Genomic DNA, 16669 nt, shown 5'->3' with positions numbered 1-16669 from the left:
TAATTCTCACTTGCTGAATTAGTTATTTATTAAGCTGTCAACTATCAGCCAATAGCTTAATAAATAGCGCACCCTTTTGGACGACTTGTTTAAGTTGGCTGTTGAGTACTGGTTACTTTTATTGTCGCTGGTTTTTTAGTAGTTACTGTTACAGAAAAGAATTAATTTAGAATTGCTGTAACCCTTTAGATTTATACGATTCTGAGAGTTACGGAAAATTTCAATACAAAAGAAAATCTAAAATTTTACAAAACAGAGAGATATTGATGAGTTAGTTATAACTTCATCAATTAAATTTTCCATATCTAGCTGAAAAAGTTACCTTGGCGCAGTAATTTAGGTATTTGTTCAGGTTGCAGATAAAAATCGTGATCGTAAAAATTAGAAGTTTCAGTTTGCGATCGAGATCCCGTCCGATCGCCTTTCTAATACTTACCTAAGCATCGCACAGCCAACAGTTCCCGCGCCGCCACTTCCATCAGTTTCTCGCTATGCGATCGCGCATTTAAATTTGCTTTTATTTAAAAGGATTCACAATTTCCAGCCTATTTTCAACAACTAACCCATCCTGCATATCTTCAGAATAAAGGATACTTGCTCCTGCTTCCAAGGCACTAGAAACAATTAACCCATCCCAAAAAGAGAAATTATACCGACTCCGCAAATTAGAAGCTAGTATCAAAGTTTCATAATTGATATTCACTACAACACAACCATTATAAAATTCTTGAATTGCTTGTTTAATCTGATTTTCATTAAAACTAGCTTTTCGGTTGAGAATAGAGCAAACTTCATTGATTACTTGGATGCTAATCACCACGTTTTCATTTTCAGTTAATTCAATAGCAACCTGTCGTTTTCTCATTTCTTCTTCTGGTTTATTTCTGGGATCGGTCATTAAAATATACAACCAGATATTAGAGTCAAGGAAACAAAGCTGATTAGGCATAATTAGCGATCGTATATTTCATCCCTTTTCATTGAACGTAGTCCTTCTACCTTAACCGGATTTCGCATCATTTCTGCAAACATACCCGTTTTAGAAATCTTTTTAGCAGATTTCAAAATAATTACTTTTACTTCAGTTCCATCACCAAAATCTTTTTTGTACTCCTCTGGAATTTGGATTAACCCATCTTTTGTTCTAGTTTCAAACTCAAATCCTGTAAGCATTTTAACTACCTCATTGAATTCATCAAGCTTATTGTAACTCTAACTCCCTATTTTTGAATCATCCCCCAACGCTTCCATCAATTCAAACTTCAATTTACTCCGCACCTCATTCAAATCTGCCATCAACTTTTGATAATCTGCCAACATTTCATTTAAATTAGCCTGTTCTACATCAACTCGGTGAGGGTTTTTAATATCCAAATTGTAATTATTTGCCTTAATATCCTCAAGCGAAACTTGCCAAGCAAACTCATTTTCCTCTCGGTTAAGCTGTTCCGCATTTAAATTGGATTGTTTGGAAACAGAAGAAAATTCGTCTAATTCTCTCCCCTGCCCCCCTGCTCCCCTGCAATCTTAATAAGTGATTTAAATGCGTGACAGCTTATCCCCTTCTTAACAGTTTTGCTGTTTCTCCTGCCCACAAACAAAAATCGCGATCGCACAAATTAGAAGTTTCAGTTTGCGATCGGACGGAAGCTCGATCACAATGCCTCATCCAAATCTTATTTAATTATTGTCACCAATAACAATTAATGGTGTACAGTACCAAATTAAGTTATATGGCAGCGAATTCGGTAAACTGACGTAAACGGGGTGGATGAAAAGCTAGAACAATATCTTCACGAGGCACTCCAGCTTGTAGCAGATCAGTTGCAACGCCATCTTCCGTCCAGTCTTCTTCAATCCAGATTTTTTCATCTTTCAAACGAAGGTGAATGACATTGCGTTTGATGCGCTTATCTTGATGCCACCCCATTTTCAGAAGAAGATACTGATCTCGAATCGGGTCAAATAGTAGTGTAGATTCGATATCGGAGTTACCTGAACCGAGTTTGTGATATTCCTCTAGAATTTTCTGGATTAGGTTTCGGTAGTGGTTGAGTTTATCCATTGTTGGATCGCCTCTTGGATTGGATCAAAAATTAATAGGTTGATTTGGGTTGTTTGAAGCATTAATTGAGCGAGTGGTGTTTGAAAATTATTGTGATACAGGTCAGCTGGAATTGCTAAGAACAGTTTGAAATCTAAGGTCTGAACTTTGACCACTTCTTGGTACATGATGTATTGACCGATCGCAGATTGTAGGTCACTAATGAACGATCGTCCAAGAAAGCTTTTGACTTCTACAAGGATTCGTTCTTTGTCTCGTATTGCCGCAATAGATTTCTCAGCAGCGAAGTCTGGATATAAGCTGTCTCCCTCGTACTCCAGTTCATAGTTTTCTTTCAGAATTGTCCAGCCATCTTTGATAAGTGCCTGCTTTACAGCATTATGATAAACGTCTTTGGCTGGGATGAGATTAAGATAAAGTGTTTCTCCATTGTAACTGAATTCAGTTTTATTGTAATTTCTGAAAAACGGCTATTGTTAAGGTATTGTTAAAGTAATAACATACTCAAATAATTTATTATAAAGTAGTATAATATTTTACCAAATTTGCTAAAGATTTGGTAAATGTGGGGATTTAGAAATTTCCCTAATTTAGGATTTTAAACTTTAAATTGTATCAGGAGGCAGAATTAAGTATGTTTCACTTTTCACATTTATCAGAAAAAACAATTCCCTCACTTTCACTAATTGGCTTATTGATTCTGTTTTTAGCATCGGGTTTATTAAATGCAAATTCGGTTTATGCACATACTATTAATATAATATTTTTCTCTGATAATTCTATAGTAAGAACAGATTCCATACTAAGAATTGATAAAGGAATAGAAGCAAATCTTTATGAATATAAAAATAATCAATCTGGCAACTTACCTATTGACAGTCAGCTTCTCAATGCTGGATTAGAACAATCAAGTAAAAAAATTTTTGAAAAGGCTATAGAATTTTATACAAATGCTCTTCTAGTTAATCCTAATTCTGCTAAAGCTTATGTTAGTAGAGGTTATGCACGTTCTAAACTAGGAGAAATAGAGAAAGCTTTTGAGGACTATAATAATGCTATAGAAATTGATCCTAACTTAGTAGATGCTTATTTTGGACGAGGTAATCTTTATTTTAAAGAAGGAGACAGTCAAAACGCTCTGACAGATTTTGAATTAGCAATTAAGCATAATAAAAATTATTATGAAGCATATTTTGGCAAAGGTTCTGTTTATTTAGAACTAGGACAATATGAGGAGGCAATTAAAGATTTTTCTGAAGCGATTAGCTTAGACCCACAATATTTGGATGCCTATAATCAGAGAGGATATGCAAAATCTTACTTGGAGGACTATAAAGGAGTAGTTGAAGATTCCACAAAAGTTATTAATTTGGATACTGAAGGAAAAGAGTACATTGCTTACAATAATAGAGGCTTGGCTTTATATTATTTAGGAGAAGATCAGAAGGCTCTAAAAGATTTAAACGAATGTCTGAAAAGAAACTCTTATTTTTCTAGTGGATATTACAATCGAGCGTTGGTTTTTGGTCATTTAGGGAAATATAAAGAAGAACTTTCTTCGTATGATCAAGCTTTACGTTACAACCCTGATGATGATGGAGCCTGGTTAAACAGAGGATCTGCTTTATTCGATTTAGGAAAATACGAAGAAGCACTTGCTTCTTACGATAAGGCTTTACACTACAAACGTGATAATTATCGAGCTTGGTCAAATAGGGGAGTTGCTTTAGAAGAGTTAGGAAAATATGAAGAAGCACTTGCTTGTTATGATAAAGGTTTACACTACAAACCTGATGATTATGGTGCCTGGTATAACAAAGCTTGCATCTATGGATTACAAGGAGACTTACCGTTAGCAGTGAAGAATTTGAAACAAGCTATTAAACTCAACCCCAAATACAAAGAAAGAGCAAATACTGATAAAGATTTTGATTTAATTCGAGAATATCCTGAATTTAAGGAGTTGCTCTAAATTTTACACAGATACCCGACTTCTTGAAGAAGTCGGGTATCTAGCTTGCAGTATTATTACCAACTAAAAAATTCAACGGAGAGGGTGGGATTTGAACCCACGGTGACATTGCTGCCACACTTGATTTCAAGTCAAGCGCAATCGACCACTCTGCCACCTCTCCAGGCACATTTGTTTATCTTATCAGGAATAATTACAAATGACTACAGGCTGTTTGCGCCTGATTTGGGGAAAGTTGATAGAGTATTTCCTCAGAAATCACGCTATAGTCTTTGTCAACCCAAACTAAGGATGCTTGAGTCACGATACCAGATTGCAATGTCACTAAGGAGAAATTTCGCTGAGTGCGATCGCCTTTGTGGATAATTCTGGGTACACTCGCAGAGTTTAAATACACCGTACCATCGTCACTGGTGGAAATGGGGGTGCGTAAGCGGTCTTTGCGGTGACGGAGGTGATGGTGCATGTGTCCAAATGTCACTAGGGGAACAGATTTTCCCAAGTTTTTTGATTGCGCGATCGCATCTGCCAAATCCAAATCCCCAAAATCTCCGCCCAAAGGTTCCCAGTCTTTCCCACAAGGGTCTTCCGCTCGATCGCCTAACCCCAATGGGCCATTATGACCTAGAAAAATAATCCTATCATAAGCAGCGTCCTTGACTGCTGCCATAATTCGCTCGGTGGACTGAGTAAAATCTGTTACACCATAACGCTTTAGGTAAAAATCGGCATTTCTCCAAACCTCGCCACCCCAACTAAAAGGACGACCGCCCACAACAGTTAAGTTAAACTGTGGAAAATCGAGTTTACTATACCCGACATGAGATTCTCCCAGTAAATCTAGCTGATCTTGAACCCAATCTTCCTGCTTGCGATCGTATGGACAGCGCTGACGACCCCATTCGGTAGCAGTGTACCAAGCATCATGATTGCCCAAAACTGCGGCTTTCGGGATGTCGAGAGATGCGATCGCCTCCACCACTTCTACTGACTCATTGCCAAAATCCCCCACAAATAGCACTAAGTCCACACCCAAGCAACGTAAAGCTTCTCCGTCTGCCGCTTCCCATTGGTCGTGAACATCTCCGACCACTGCAATTTTAATTAGTTGATTTTGATTTCCCAAAATGCCCATGCCTTACTTTATTTCTTCATCTTTTCTTAGGATAGGCAAACATGGGCTATTCTTGCAGCTTACTCCAGAGCGATCGCCAAATCAAGCATTATTACAACCTGTCTTTTGACAAGCCAAGTAAATCTGCCTAAAGTATTGCCGAATTAAAGCTTTCGGCAGCAGGTTTGTTATGAAAAAGAAATGGTTGTCTATAGGGACTGTGGCTCATGGTACTGTAGCCATTGGTGTGTCAGCGCATGGAATTGTGGCGATCGGCGTTTCAACTCATGGAATTGTGTCGATCGGTATAATTTCGATGGGAATTTTCTCAGCCGGGTTAGTTTCGATGGGATTACTCAGCGCCGGATTAGTAACAATGGGACTGGCAAGTTTTGGCACGCACGCAATGGGATTAGTTCGCCACTCTCCCCCAGCACAACAATCTCCTCAACCCATGCCAATACCAAATAACCATCAACATAGTCATTGAATGGTTCGATCTTTCTTAAGAAAGCCCCCGTTTAGTAAGGGGGTTATTTCGTTATCTTGTTCCCAGATTCAACCTGGGAACGAAACTCCAGCCTCTTTATGCAAAATCTGAGTAACGCTCATAGCCCAAGTTTACGTAACTCTTACTGATACCCTCTACCCACATTTTTAGTAAAATCAACTATAATTAACGAACAGCATCAATCAAGTCTTCTTACTTTAACTAAAAATTACCCGTGTTTATTAATACATTATCTTTCAGGAAAATCACTGAAACTCCAGCTATCCCTTATGATTTAGTGGGAGCGATAAAAGCTCTGAAGAAAGAACTAAATGCAGTTATTCTGGCTCACTATTATCAAGATCCAGACATTCAAGATGTAGCAGATTATATCGGTGATTCCTTGGAACTTTCCCGACGAGCCGCCAGTACAAATGCGGAAGTAATAGTTTTTGCAGGGGTTCACTTTATGGCAGAAACCGCCAAAATTCTTAACCCTGATAAATTGGTACTTTTACCAGATCTCAAGGCTGGATGTTCTTTGGCGGATAGTTGTCCTCCTGATGAATTTGCTACTTTTAAAGCTGCACATCCCGGACATTTGGTAATTTCTTATATCAATTGTTCGGCAGAAATTAAGGCGATGAGCGATATTATTTGCACTAGTTCTAATGCGGTAAAAATAGTTAACCAAATCCCGGAAGATCGATCGATTATTTTTGGGCCCGATCGCAATTTAGGACGCTACGTAATGCAGCAAACTGGAAGAGAAATGGTAATTTGGCAAGGTGCTTGTATCGTCCATGAAAACTTTTCTGAAAAGAAGATAGTCCAGTTAAAAATTGCTCATCCCCAAGCCAAAGTTTTAGCACATCCAGAATGCGAACCACCAGTTTTACATCACGCTGATTTTATCGGTTCTACCAGTGCTTTATTGAAATATTCTCACGAAAATTCTTCTCAAGAATTCATAGTAGCAACCGAACCAGGAATTATTCACCAAATGCAAAAACAGGAACCGCAAAAGCATTTTATTCCCGCACCACCAATAAACAATTGTGCTTGCAACGAATGTCCTTTCATGCGATTAAATACCTTAGAAAAGCTATATCTAGCAATGAAAAATCGCACTCCAGAACTTACGTTACCAGAACATCTCAGAATCGCCGCATTACGTCCCATGCAAAGAATGTTAGAAATGAGTTAACTAGCTCTAGTAAGGAGGTAGAACCTCCCTCTCCCTCGTTCCCAGGTTGAACCTGGGAACGAGAAACTCCAGGCTCCGCCTCGTGGTTAAAATTTTCATGCTAACTAATGACTAACAACAACACAAAAAACTGTTTAATAATTTTTACTCGCTACCCCGAACCAGGGAAAACCAAAACGCGATTAATTCCGATTCTTGGTGCTGAAGGTGCAGCAAATTTGCATCGGCAATTAACTGAGACTGTGATTACTCAAGTAAAAGAATTGCAAAATGTTTTAATGGAAGTGCATTTTACTGGCGGAAACCAACAGTTAATGCAAACATGGTTAGGAGAAAATCTTACCTATAAACAACAAATAGAAGGCGATTTAGGTAAGAGAATGGCAACAGCTTTTAAAACAGCTTTCAACAATGGAATTGAGCAAGCTGTAATTATTGGTTCGGACTGTCCGACATTAACTTCCCAAATCATAGCAGAAGCATTTGCAGCACTTTTTCAACATGAATTAGTACTTGGCCCCGCAACTGATGGAGGTTATTATTTAATTGGGTTAAAGCGGTTAATTCCCGAATTGTTTTTAGGAATTAACTGGGGAACTTCTGAGGTATTGCAAGAAACTGTTAAAATTGCAGAAAATTTGAAGTTAGCAGTTGGTTATCTTACCACTCTTTCTGACATTGACAGACCAGAAGACCTTATATCATTGAATTTGTAACCCATGCAAAAAGTTAAGATTTCTATTATTATCCCGGTATTAAATGAAGGTAGAAATATTAGTAAAACTGTATTAGCAGCGCAAAATGCTGTTGATGTAGAAGTAATTTTGGTTGATGGGGGTAGCAAGGATGAAACTGTAGAAATAGCCAAATCTTTAGGAGTAAAAGTTTTAATTTCTCCGCGTGGACGTGCGATTCAAATGAATGCTGGTGCGGCGATCGCAACCGGAAACATTCTCCTATTTTTGCATGGCGATACGATTTTACCTGCTAATTTTGAGTTAATGATTTGGGAAGCAATACAAAAACCGGAAATAGTTGGGGGTGCTTTTGAATTAGCAATTGATGCGAAAGTTAAAGGGATTAGGTTAGTGGAAATGATGGTGAATTTGCGATCGCATTTTCTCTCCCTACCTTACGGCGATCAAGCTATTTTTGTCAAAGCCGAAATCTTCAATAAAAATGGTGGTTTTCCCATCCTACCAATTATGGAAGATTTTGTTTTTATCCAGCAATTAAGAAACACCAGAAAACTTGCCATTATTAATACACCAGTTATCACATCAGGTCGTCGTTGGCAACAACTTGGTATTGTCAAAACTACCCTAATTAACCAATTAGTTATTCTTGGTTATTATCTTGGAGTTCCCCCGGAAAAATTAGCAACTTTTTATCGAAAAAAGCGCAATTAACTTTCATTTTACCAACCTCTTAATTTCTGATGTACGCAAGCTAAATACCACATATAATCCTCTAACTGATAACTAACCGCTTTCCCAATGTAATCTTGAGATTTTTGCAGATCTCCTTCGGCTTCGTAATACAAACCTAAGTAAAGATAACTGTAAAATCTGCCTTGCTTACCTTCAATTTCACCAATAATTAACACATCTTCTACCTTAGAATTTCCGGCGAACAGATCGTAAACACACTGCATTACCTTTCGCCGATCGTTTCGCACTTCTAATAAAGTATTTCTTGCTTCATAAACACCACTAAATCTGGCAATACAAAGATATCGCCACACCGTTTCTTCAACATCATGAGAATTCACTGTTAAATCTATCTCAAATTGGTTAGCACCCTCGGCAAATTTTTCGGCATAATAGTAAGATAGACCGCGTTGCCAAAGATATGGCGTGAGACTTGGTTCTAACTTTTCTGCTGTGTTAAAATCCTCAATAGATTCGGCAATTTTAGCCAACTTAAAATTAGTCATACCCCGCCGAATATATGCTTTAGCATCTTGAGGATTTGTGCGAATAAGGTTATTCCACCAGGAAAGTTCTGCTAACAGTGAAATTTGGCTGTTCATGTAAATTCATATTAGTTTTTAGATGATTATAATGATTATAATGTAAGAGGTAATGAGCTAATTGTAAACACTGTCATGTCCTAAAATTTAAGATGGGAGGATTTAACAATGAATTCACCTCAAGACGAAACAAAACAAGTAGAAATTGAAGTAACTACTGTTGAACCTGAAACTGTAGATGCAAAGCAAAAAGTTAGGGTTGAGGAGTTTAGTATTAGCGGTGATGCCTTAGTGAGTAAGATTAAGGAATTGATTCACCAAGGTAACATTCGTCGCATTACTATCAAAAATGAAGAAGGACATACATTGATAGAAATTCCTCTAACTATTGGTGTTGTGGGAGGAGTAGTTGGTACAGCAATGTTCCCCATTGTAGCAGCAATTGGGGCAATTGGCGCATTGGTTGCTCATCTGACAATTGCTATTGAAAAAGTTGAAGGTTAATAATTTATTTTGGGGTAGGTAAGTCCTACCCTATTCTTTTAAAATTGACAAATTTAATATATGTTTGCCTACTGTTTCTGATACAGGCATTACTGATAAACGATTACCTTGTTTAACAGCTAAAAGTTCATCGGCGCTGAATTCTTGTTTGAGTTTTTCTAAAGTGATAATTTCGGGGAAAATTTCTTTAAATTCAACAATTACAGTTTGCCATCGTGGAGATTCAGGAGTAGATTTAGGGTCATAATATTTACTGTTGACATCGAATTGAGTAGGATCGATAACATTATTTTCGATGACACACATTAACCCAACAATTCCGGGAGGATTGGCGTTAGAATGATAGAAAAATGCTAAATCACCAGGGTTCATTTGACGGAGGAAATTTCGCGCTTGATAGTTACGAACACCATCCCAAATAGTTTGGCGATCGCGCTGCAAATCAGTTATACTATAAACCTCTGGTTCCGATTTCATTAGCCAATAATTTGTCAATTTTGCCACCTTTTTTGCTATTGTCAGTTATTAATAATACAGCCAAAAAAATATGAACGATCGACTGGTTCAACAAATTCAATTCATCACCGAAATTGACAAACTAAAAACCATCCTGCGCCAAACTAGATTAACGGATAATTCCCGCCAAGAAAACAGCGCCGAACACTCGTGGCATTTAGCAATTATGGCAATAATTTTAGCCGAATATGCAGCACCAGAAGTTGATATAATTAAAGCAATTAAAATGCTTTTAATTCACGATGTCATCGAAATTGATGCAGGAGATACCTTCTGTTACGATGTAAAAGCAAACTTAGACAAAGCAGAAAGAGAAATCAAAGCAGCAACCAGAATTTTTGGTTTATTACCCTCAGAACAAGCTGAAGAATTAAGGCAACTTTGGGAAGAATTTGAGGTAGCGAAAACAAAAACAGCTAAATTTGCGATCGCCTTAGATCGCCTACAACCCCTACTCCAAAATCAACAGAATCAAGGCAGAACTTGGCAAATTCACGGAATAACAGAAAACTTAGTCAAAAAAAGAATGTCTCCCGTACAAGAAGCATCACCTATTCTGGGTAAATTAGTTGAAGAAATTATCGCAGATTGTATCGCCGCAGGTTATTTAAAAAAGCACGATTAACTCAGTTAATCCCAGATAAATTGTAGATTTAGCACAAATCCTGGTAACACATCTTCTCCCGATAATTCAGTTGGAGATTCTAGCAATTCTACAGCTTTTCCTTGACGATAAATTTCTACCCTTCGGTTTTTCCGATTAATTAACCAACCGAGTTTTACGCAATTTTCTATGTATTCTTGCATCTTTTTCCGAGTTTCTTTTAAACTATCAGTGGGTGACATTAACTCCAAAACAAAATCTGGCGCAATTGGCGGAAATTTTTCTTTTTCTTCGGTAGTTAGTGCATCCCATCTTGATTGTTTAATCCATGCTACATCAGGCGATCGAATGGCACCATTAGGAAGTTTAAAGCAAGTAGAAGAATCGAAAACTTTCCCTAATTTGGTTTGACGATTCCAAATTACAAAATCAGCATTTATTTCTGAATTAAAACTTCCTGTTTCCCCTCCTGTAGGTGACATTATAATAATTTCTCCTGTAGCATTACGTTCAAATTTTACATCGGGATTTGCTCTACAAAGTTGATAAAATTGTTCGTCATTGAGGTTAATAATAGAATTAAAGTTGACAGTGAAGGTTAGCATGATAGTTATCGGAAATTAATAGAATTAAAAAGTGCGTTAGGTTGCACCTAACGCACCCTACGAGATTCTAATTTGTTAGGTTGGTTAAGGAGATTCCTAACCAATTTTGAAAGTTTTCTTCCTGGGTTCGATCGGGATTTTCCGCAGCTACAATTTTGTAATTAGTAGGTTGAGGATCGGCTAAAGTAACTAACAAAGTTTGCAATTCATCTTGATGAAAAATTGACAATTCAATTGTATCTCCTGGTTGATAATCTTTTAGCCTGTCGTTTAATTGATCTGCATTGACTCTTATTCCATCAATTGCTAGTAATTCATCATCAGCACTAACGCCAGCTAGTTGTGCTGGCGAACCAATTTCGACAAATTCAATTTTTTGTTTGCCATTTTGAGCTTTAGCTTTTAAGCCAATATAAGGAGGTTGATCTTCATCAATATCAGCTTGCAAACGTAAGCCAAAAGGTGCTAAATATTCATCAAAAGGTAACTCTTCAACACCATCAATGTAGCTGGCGAAAAAGTCGCTTAAATCTTTTCCAGCTACAAATTCGATCGCACTTTGCAGCTGTTCAGGTGTAAACCCAATTTCCGCCTTACCGAAATTCTCCCACATATAGCGCATCACATCATCTAGCGATCGCTCATTTCCCTGTCTTTCCCGGATCAGCAAATCCAACAAAAACGAAATCAATTGTCCTTTCAAATAATAAGAAATCTGGCAATTATCACTATTCGCATCCCGACGATAAAGCTTAATCCAAGCATCAAAACTCGACTCACTCACAGGTTGAACTTTTCTACCTGGTTTAGTCTGCAATAAAGTAATTTCTTTGCCTAAATTCTGCAAAAAAGTCTTAGCATCATAGATTCCCGCACGCATAGGAATCTGTAAATCATAATAGCTAGTTGTTCCCTCAGAAAACCAGAGAGAAGAAGTGTAATTTTCGCGATCGTAATCAAACTTTTCCAAACCTTTTGGACGCAATCTTTTGACATTCCACAAATGGAAAAACTCATGCGCCACTAACTGCATGAAACTTTCATACTTATCTTGTTTGCGGAAATTAAACCGGGGATAAATTAACGAACAAGCATACTTATGTTCTAAACCTCCACCACCACTTGGCGACAAATGCAGCAAAAACAAATATCTTTCGTAAGGTAAACCTCCAAAAATTTCCGCTTCTACCTGAATAATTTTTTTTGTATCCTCAATAATCCGTTCTGGTTCAGGATTTCCCTTTCCCCAAATCACTAATTCATGGGATTTACCCAAAGCTTCAAACTGGTAAAATTCATGCTTGCCAATTTCAACCGGACTATCCACCAAAATATCAAAATCTGCCGCTTCAAAAGTATTTTCCATCCCGGAAACAGCAGGTAAAGGTGTAGCAATGCGCCAGTCTGCTTGGGGAGGAACAATAGTAATTGTAATGGGTTGTTCTGTAAATTCTGGAATATAAAAACACAGCGCTGCTGGATTAAAATAACCGTGCGAACTGTCTAAATGATTAGTTCTCACTGATAACTCATTGGCAAAAACTCGATAGCTGACTGTAAGTTCTGAAACTCCGTTTGTTCCCACTTGCCAGTGATTTTTGGCTAACTTTCGCCAAGGCAAGTTTTTGTTTGCTGATTGCACAGAAAAATCTTGTAAATTTTTCGCATACTCGCGCACCAAATAAGAACCGGGAGTCCAAACTGGAAGTTTTAAATCTAAAACTGAACCCGACCATTCTGAAACTTGTAAACTCACCTCAAACAAGTGCGAACTAGGTTGAGGCATAGCTACTTGGAAGTGAATTTTAGGTGTAGTGCGTGGTAGATTGCTAGGACGAACAGTAGTTGCTTCTGTCATGACAATGGAAATTAATAATCTTTATTAACTTAGCTCAAAATTGCAAACCAATATTTTAAAAGAGGAGAAAATCTTGCTAATCCTCTCCCCCACCCGATCGAAAAGTTGCGATAGTTGATTAGATTTTTCCTGCTAGTTGCGCCAACTGCTTCAGATTGATTAAATGAATAACTTGACGCGATCGGTCAATTTTAATCCAACCCTTACTATCTAATTTTTCCATAATCTTAGTAGTTTCCTCGACACCTATATCAGCCACATCAGCTAAATCCTTAAACGGAATATTAAAAATTTCCGTTCCCAAATCCGTAACTTGACCGTAGTTTTCTCCCATAGCAACCAAACTATTAGCCAACTTAACTGCGGGTGGTTGATGACGTAATTGAAAACGAATATTCATCTGGCGCAGTCTTCTGACCATCAGTTGCAGCATTCTATGGTGTAGCTGCGGGTCTTTAAACAAAGTCTGGATAAATCGCTGAGCGTGGACGCTAAGTAACCGTACCGAGGACAAGGCAATCACATCTGTAGAACGCGGAGATTCATCGAGAATCGCCATTTCTCCAAAAAAATCGCCTTGTCCCAGAATTGCCAGCGAGATGCGATCGTCACCAGCAATCCGACGGACTTTTACCCAACCGGATAGAACAAAGTAAACCGCATTACCCCAAGCATCTTCCATAAGAACTGCTCTGCCAGCGGGATACTCGTGTTCGTCGGCAACCGATAGCAACCATTCTAAGGTCTCTGGATTGACCGTATTGAAAAGCGGAAAAAGTTCACTAAAATCTTCAGTCTGCATGAAAGATCTTAAAATCACGATTACCAGCATCGGCAGCAATATAAATTCTTCACCTTGGTTGACCAAGGGCTGCTTTTGTGGCAGAAACAATTAGCACTTACCATCGTAGTCTAGGACGGGTAAATTAGACTCCTTTCTGAGTTATTTTGGGTTTTGGTCATTCTTTTTGGCTTGAGTTTGTATAAATCTTAAATATTTAATCTGTTCTTCCACGTTTTTAACTACTTCCACCAATGCGGGTAAAGCGTCTAGCTTCTCTGTATCTAAACTAGGGTCGAGATTAGTTCGATCGCGAATTTCATTAATTTTATGCTGCAACTGCTGGGCAATATTTAAAGCATCCCGACTTAAGTTCTCCAGCTGTTGCTGTTGATAAAATTTCAAAGCCGCCCCCCGGAGTACTTGCAGAGTTGCTTCTTCTCCATAACTACTAGGCATAACTCGCAGGCGCAGCAGCAAGCGATTTTGCTTGTAAATACGTTCGATCTCTGCTTGCTTTGGTTTTTCCACTGGCAACATCGGCAAGTGAGTTAACCGCTTCAGTTCTTGAATTAATCCTTGGAAAATCGAGTTATTTACTCCTTCTAACACTGACTGAAGGACTCCGTTTTGGCTCCAGAGAATCCGTCCTTTATCGTTATGATTTTCTAAATATAACCGACCAATTCCGCCTGCCAATACTCTAGCGAGTAATTCATTAAGTAACACTTTGGGTGGCAGTTCTGCCAAAACTTCGATCGGACTATTTAAGTATTGCGCCTCTACCTCCAAAGTCGGTAAACGCATCCCTGGATTCGGGGGAACAGGTGGTTTTTGTGCTTTTTTATTCCCAGTAGAACTGGCAGACCTTGGTTTTTGGGCCGTCAAGTGCTGCGGAACAGTTGGTGGTGAATTAACTACTGGTGGGCTTTTTTCGGGGATATTTTTCTGGATATACTGAGTAGCTGATTCTTCATCGTCTAAAATCAGTGTCGGATTATTATCTTGGCTCAACTTCTCTTTCAGTACTTCCGCTGGCTCTGTGCTGGATACTGTTGCTTTTAACTGTCCTGTATGGCTTAAATAAGCTGAAAGCAATCTTTGGTGATTTTTCGCCGAAAGTGGCTGTGGTGATAACGAGCAGTTCATGTAAGCCAATATCCGGCGAACATAATTCAACGCTTCTGTATCATTAGTATTTACCATACCCAAATTCAGGCGGGTTCCCTCTAGGGAAAGGGGGACGACTTGATGATATAAACAGGCTTCAAAGGGAAGAATACCATCAATCAGGCGGAACATTGCTTCATCTATATGAAGCTGGTTATCTTTCATTGATGAAAAACTTTCTCCCTGAGTTTTGGTTTGCTTGTTTATCGAGTTAAGTTGTGCAGGTGGCATAAATATTTTTTTTAACCTGGATGATTTTTTCTGATTCGTTCCCTTTTCTTATCTCTACTGTTGTTAATTCAGCTTTTTTCTGCGCTTTTGAGTACTAAAGGTTAGCTCAAAACCTCTCCTGCAACTCGTGTGACAGGAGAGAATTTGCTGATAAATCACAGCCTTTCAGGTCAGCCAAAAGTCAATAAAAGATTAACTATTAACTTCTAGCAAGTTTTTCTGACTGAATCAGGAAAAATACTGAATAAAAATCAGATTAAGATACACCCGGCTAATTTAAACAATATTATAACTTTATGTCTTTGGTTACGGGAATGGTATAGTTCGACGATCGCAAATATTTGCCACCGTATTACTACCAAACTCAAAAACAAATTCTCTCCCTAAAATTTATATTTCTTTACGAAGCATTACGCTTTTCTTGGGCTGCCAGGTAAAGCTTACTCCATTCCCCCATAACTTGATTGGTTTTGAGGTTTAAATCTTGAGCTACAGCTTCTAAAGTTTTGCCAGCGGTTAATTTGTCTAAAAGTCGCCGCTGTTCTGGTGTTAAACCGTCCCAATATTCTTGCCATTGACTGGGAGTTAAACCTAAACGGTGTTCGCTTAGAGAAGTTTCTAACCAAGTCGAAACTATCTCTGGTTGTACTTTCAGAGCAAAAACTTTGATGGCATGATAGCTAATTTTTTCCCGTAGCCGATAAATCTCTTTAATCGGTTTGTTCAAGGCGCGGGCGATTTCTTCCTGAGATCTACCTTGGAGATAAAGCCGCAGCCATTCTGAGGCTACAGAATCAATATTGTTGGCTAAATAAGTTTCAAATTCTTTTTTGACGGCGATCCGGGCGGCTTGTTTTTCCTCCCATTCTTGGGTTTCTTGGTATTGGGCGATCGCTTGATTATCCAATAAACTTAACGGGTTGTCTGCCTCTTCGGGAACAATTTCTTCCGAAACCAAGCGCACCAAGTCTCCTGTTGGTACTTGGGTAATTCCGCCCCGTTGAGAACGCCGCAAATAGTTAACAAAACGATACAGTAGTAAAGGTTGGTTGCGAATCGGGCGCATACAGTACTCTTCCGTACTGGTTAATAACAGAGCATTCCGCAATCTGGAGTCTTCTGTACATTCTCGTATCCAGCCAATTTGCTCTTGTAGGTAGCGATCGGATTGTAATAATTCTTGAATTACTTCCTGGAGAACATCAACTACTGCTCTTTGGCGATCGCGACTCAGGGCTACCCAAGTCTTAATTTTATTACGGAGCATCACCAAAGAACCCAATCGAGTCATTAAATTTTTATATGCTCTTTCTGGCCCTACTCCTAAGTACCGATGCCGTAAAATTCGGTAACGATAGTCTATCGCTTGTTGGGCAATTGCCAATTGGTTGGGAACTAGCGTTTCATAACGCTGTAAATCTTTTCCCAATAACCATTTAATAATACTCTCTTGGGTCTGTTGGCTGATGTTTTCACAGTCCACTTGCAGCTGCTTTCGCAATTGATCTGCCAGTTTTTCAGCTATTAACATGGACTCTAGCTCCTCAATTCCCTATAAACAAAAGTATGCCCACTATCTG

At 38.5% G+C, this 16669-nt stretch carries 20 protein-coding genes and 1 tRNA gene; 7 read left to right on the top strand and 14 right to left on the bottom strand.

The window, feature by feature from the left end; genetic code table 11:
* Positions 1 to 517 precede the first annotated feature (517 nt).
* The 5 genes from ACE1CA_RS11815 to ACE1CA_RS11795 form a co-directional block, all read right to left on the bottom strand.
* Positions 518 to 949 carry a PIN domain-containing protein gene (locus ACE1CA_RS11815; RefSeq protein ID WP_413280394.1) on the bottom strand — a complete coding sequence of 144 codons (432 nt, stop codon included), beginning with the start codon at positions 947 to 949 and terminating at the stop codon, positions 518 to 520.
* Between the two features lie 2 nt (positions 950 to 951).
* Complete coding sequence (locus ACE1CA_RS11810; RefSeq protein WP_413263516.1) at positions 952 to 1173, bottom strand: hypothetical protein; 222 nt, start codon at positions 1171 to 1173, stop codon at positions 952 to 954.
* A 39-nt stretch (positions 1174 to 1212) separates the two neighbouring features.
* Positions 1213 to 1374 carry a hypothetical protein gene (locus tag ACE1CA_RS11805; RefSeq protein WP_486517776.1) on the bottom strand — a complete coding sequence of 54 codons (162 nt, stop codon included), beginning with the start codon at positions 1372 to 1374 and terminating at the stop codon, positions 1213 to 1215.
* Positions 1375 to 1729: 355 nt separating this feature from the next.
* A complete protein-coding gene (locus tag ACE1CA_RS11800) occupies positions 1730 to 2065 on the bottom strand; it encodes a XisI protein (protein WP_413280395.1) in 336 nt (111 codons plus the stop codon).
* Positions 2035 to 2406 (bottom strand): element excision factor XisH family protein, encoded by a 372-nt coding sequence (locus ACE1CA_RS11795; protein WP_486517974.1) that lies wholly within the window; start codon positions 2404 to 2406, stop codon positions 2035 to 2037. The genes ACE1CA_RS11800 and ACE1CA_RS11795 overlap by 31 nt, the downstream gene beginning before the upstream one ends.
* Positions 2407 to 2699: 293 nt before the next feature.
* Between ACE1CA_RS11795 and ACE1CA_RS11790 the strand changes: the two genes are divergently transcribed.
* The gene (locus ACE1CA_RS11790; protein WP_413281070.1) at positions 2700 to 4037 is read left to right on the top strand and encodes a tetratricopeptide repeat protein; all 1338 of its coding nucleotides are present in this window, start codon (positions 2700 to 2702) and stop codon (positions 4035 to 4037) included.
* A gap of 76 nt (positions 4038 to 4113) precedes the next feature.
* Here ACE1CA_RS11790 and ACE1CA_RS11785 read toward each other — a convergent pair.
* Positions 4114 to 4200, bottom strand: a tRNA-Ser gene (locus ACE1CA_RS11785).
* A 30-nt stretch (positions 4201 to 4230) separates the two neighbouring features.
* Positions 4231 to 5172, bottom strand: coding sequence for a TIGR04168 family protein (locus ACE1CA_RS11780; protein ID WP_413281069.1), 942 nt, complete (start codon positions 5170 to 5172; stop codon positions 4231 to 4233).
* Between the two features lie 169 nt (positions 5173 to 5341).
* Here ACE1CA_RS11780 and ACE1CA_RS11775 point away from each other — a divergent pair, with 169 nt between their 5' ends.
* The 4 genes from ACE1CA_RS11775 to ACE1CA_RS11760 all read left to right on the top strand — a co-directional run bounded on the left by ACE1CA_RS11775 (position 5342) and on the right by ACE1CA_RS11760 (position 8257).
* Complete coding sequence (locus ACE1CA_RS11775) at positions 5342 to 5641, top strand: hypothetical protein (RefSeq protein ID WP_413281068.1); 300 nt, start codon at positions 5342 to 5344, stop codon at positions 5639 to 5641.
* Between the two features lie 235 nt (positions 5642 to 5876).
* Positions 5877 to 6848: a quinolinate synthase NadA gene (nadA, locus tag ACE1CA_RS11770; protein ID WP_413281067.1), complete on the top strand. Its 972-nt coding sequence runs from the start codon at positions 5877 to 5879 to the stop codon at positions 6846 to 6848.
* Positions 6849 to 6955: 107 nt separating this feature from the next.
* A complete protein-coding gene (locus ACE1CA_RS11765) occupies positions 6956 to 7564 on the top strand; it encodes a TIGR04282 family arsenosugar biosynthesis glycosyltransferase (protein ID WP_413281066.1) in 609 nt (202 codons plus the stop codon).
* Between the two features lie 3 nt (positions 7565 to 7567).
* The gene (locus ACE1CA_RS11760) at positions 7568 to 8257 is read left to right on the top strand and encodes a TIGR04283 family arsenosugar biosynthesis glycosyltransferase (RefSeq protein WP_413281065.1); all 690 of its coding nucleotides are present in this window, start codon (positions 7568 to 7570) and stop codon (positions 8255 to 8257) included.
* Between the two features lie 8 nt (positions 8258 to 8265).
* Here the strand turns inward: ACE1CA_RS11760 and ACE1CA_RS11755 are convergent, their stop codons facing one another.
* A complete protein-coding gene (locus tag ACE1CA_RS11755) occupies positions 8266 to 8880 on the bottom strand; it encodes a tetratricopeptide repeat protein (RefSeq protein ID WP_413281064.1) in 615 nt (204 codons plus the stop codon).
* A 108-nt stretch (positions 8881 to 8988) separates the two neighbouring features.
* On the opposite strand from ACE1CA_RS11755, the gene ACE1CA_RS11750 reads away from it, so the two are divergent.
* A complete protein-coding gene (locus ACE1CA_RS11750) occupies positions 8989 to 9324 on the top strand; it encodes a DUF4342 domain-containing protein (RefSeq protein ID WP_413281063.1) in 336 nt (111 codons plus the stop codon).
* 30 nt (positions 9325 to 9354) lie between these two features.
* On the opposite strand, the gene ACE1CA_RS11745 is transcribed toward ACE1CA_RS11750, so the two are convergent.
* Positions 9355 to 9801, bottom strand: coding sequence for an EVE domain-containing protein (locus ACE1CA_RS11745; RefSeq protein WP_413281062.1), 447 nt, complete (start codon positions 9799 to 9801; stop codon positions 9355 to 9357).
* A 70-nt stretch (positions 9802 to 9871) separates the two neighbouring features.
* On the opposite strand from ACE1CA_RS11745, the gene ACE1CA_RS11740 reads away from it, so the two are divergent.
* The gene (locus tag ACE1CA_RS11740) at positions 9872 to 10465 is read left to right on the top strand and encodes an HD domain-containing protein (protein WP_413281061.1); all 594 of its coding nucleotides are present in this window, start codon (positions 9872 to 9874) and stop codon (positions 10463 to 10465) included.
* Positions 10466 to 10470: 5 nt separating this feature from the next.
* Here ACE1CA_RS11740 and ACE1CA_RS11735 read toward each other — a convergent pair whose 3' ends face one another.
* The 5 genes from ACE1CA_RS11735 to ACE1CA_RS11715 all read right to left on the bottom strand — a co-directional run bounded on the left by ACE1CA_RS11735 (position 10471) and on the right by ACE1CA_RS11715 (position 16620).
* Positions 10471 to 11049, bottom strand: a complete 579-nt coding sequence (locus tag ACE1CA_RS11735) for a Uma2 family endonuclease (RefSeq protein WP_413281060.1) — start codon at positions 11047 to 11049, stop codon at positions 10471 to 10473.
* Positions 11050 to 11116: 67 nt separating this feature from the next.
* A complete protein-coding gene (locus tag ACE1CA_RS11730; RefSeq protein ID WP_413281059.1) occupies positions 11117 to 12907 on the bottom strand; it encodes a M61 family metallopeptidase in 1791 nt (596 codons plus the stop codon).
* Positions 12908 to 13025: 118 nt separating this feature from the next.
* Complete coding sequence (locus ACE1CA_RS11725) at positions 13026 to 13709, bottom strand: Crp/Fnr family transcriptional regulator (RefSeq protein WP_413281058.1); 684 nt, start codon at positions 13707 to 13709, stop codon at positions 13026 to 13028.
* Positions 13710 to 13850: 141 nt separating this feature from the next.
* On the bottom strand, positions 13851 to 15089 hold the full coding sequence (locus ACE1CA_RS11720; protein WP_413281057.1) for an ATPase, T2SS/T4P/T4SS family: 1239 nt from the start codon (positions 15087 to 15089) through the stop codon (positions 13851 to 13853).
* A 400-nt stretch (positions 15090 to 15489) separates the two neighbouring features.
* Positions 15490 to 16620: a HetZ-related protein 2 gene (locus ACE1CA_RS11715; protein ID WP_413281056.1), complete on the bottom strand. Its 1131-nt coding sequence runs from the start codon at positions 16618 to 16620 to the stop codon at positions 15490 to 15492.
* Between the last annotated feature and the right edge of the window lie 49 nt (positions 16621 to 16669).

The organism is Floridaenema evergladense BLCC-F167 (assembly GCF_041929205.2).
GTDB classification, from domain to species: Bacteria; Cyanobacteriota; Cyanobacteriia; order Cyanobacteriales; family Aerosakkonemataceae; genus Floridanema; species Floridanema evergladense.
Note: the sequence above shows the minus strand (reverse complement) of the source record. Positions and strands in the feature narration are given on the sequence as shown.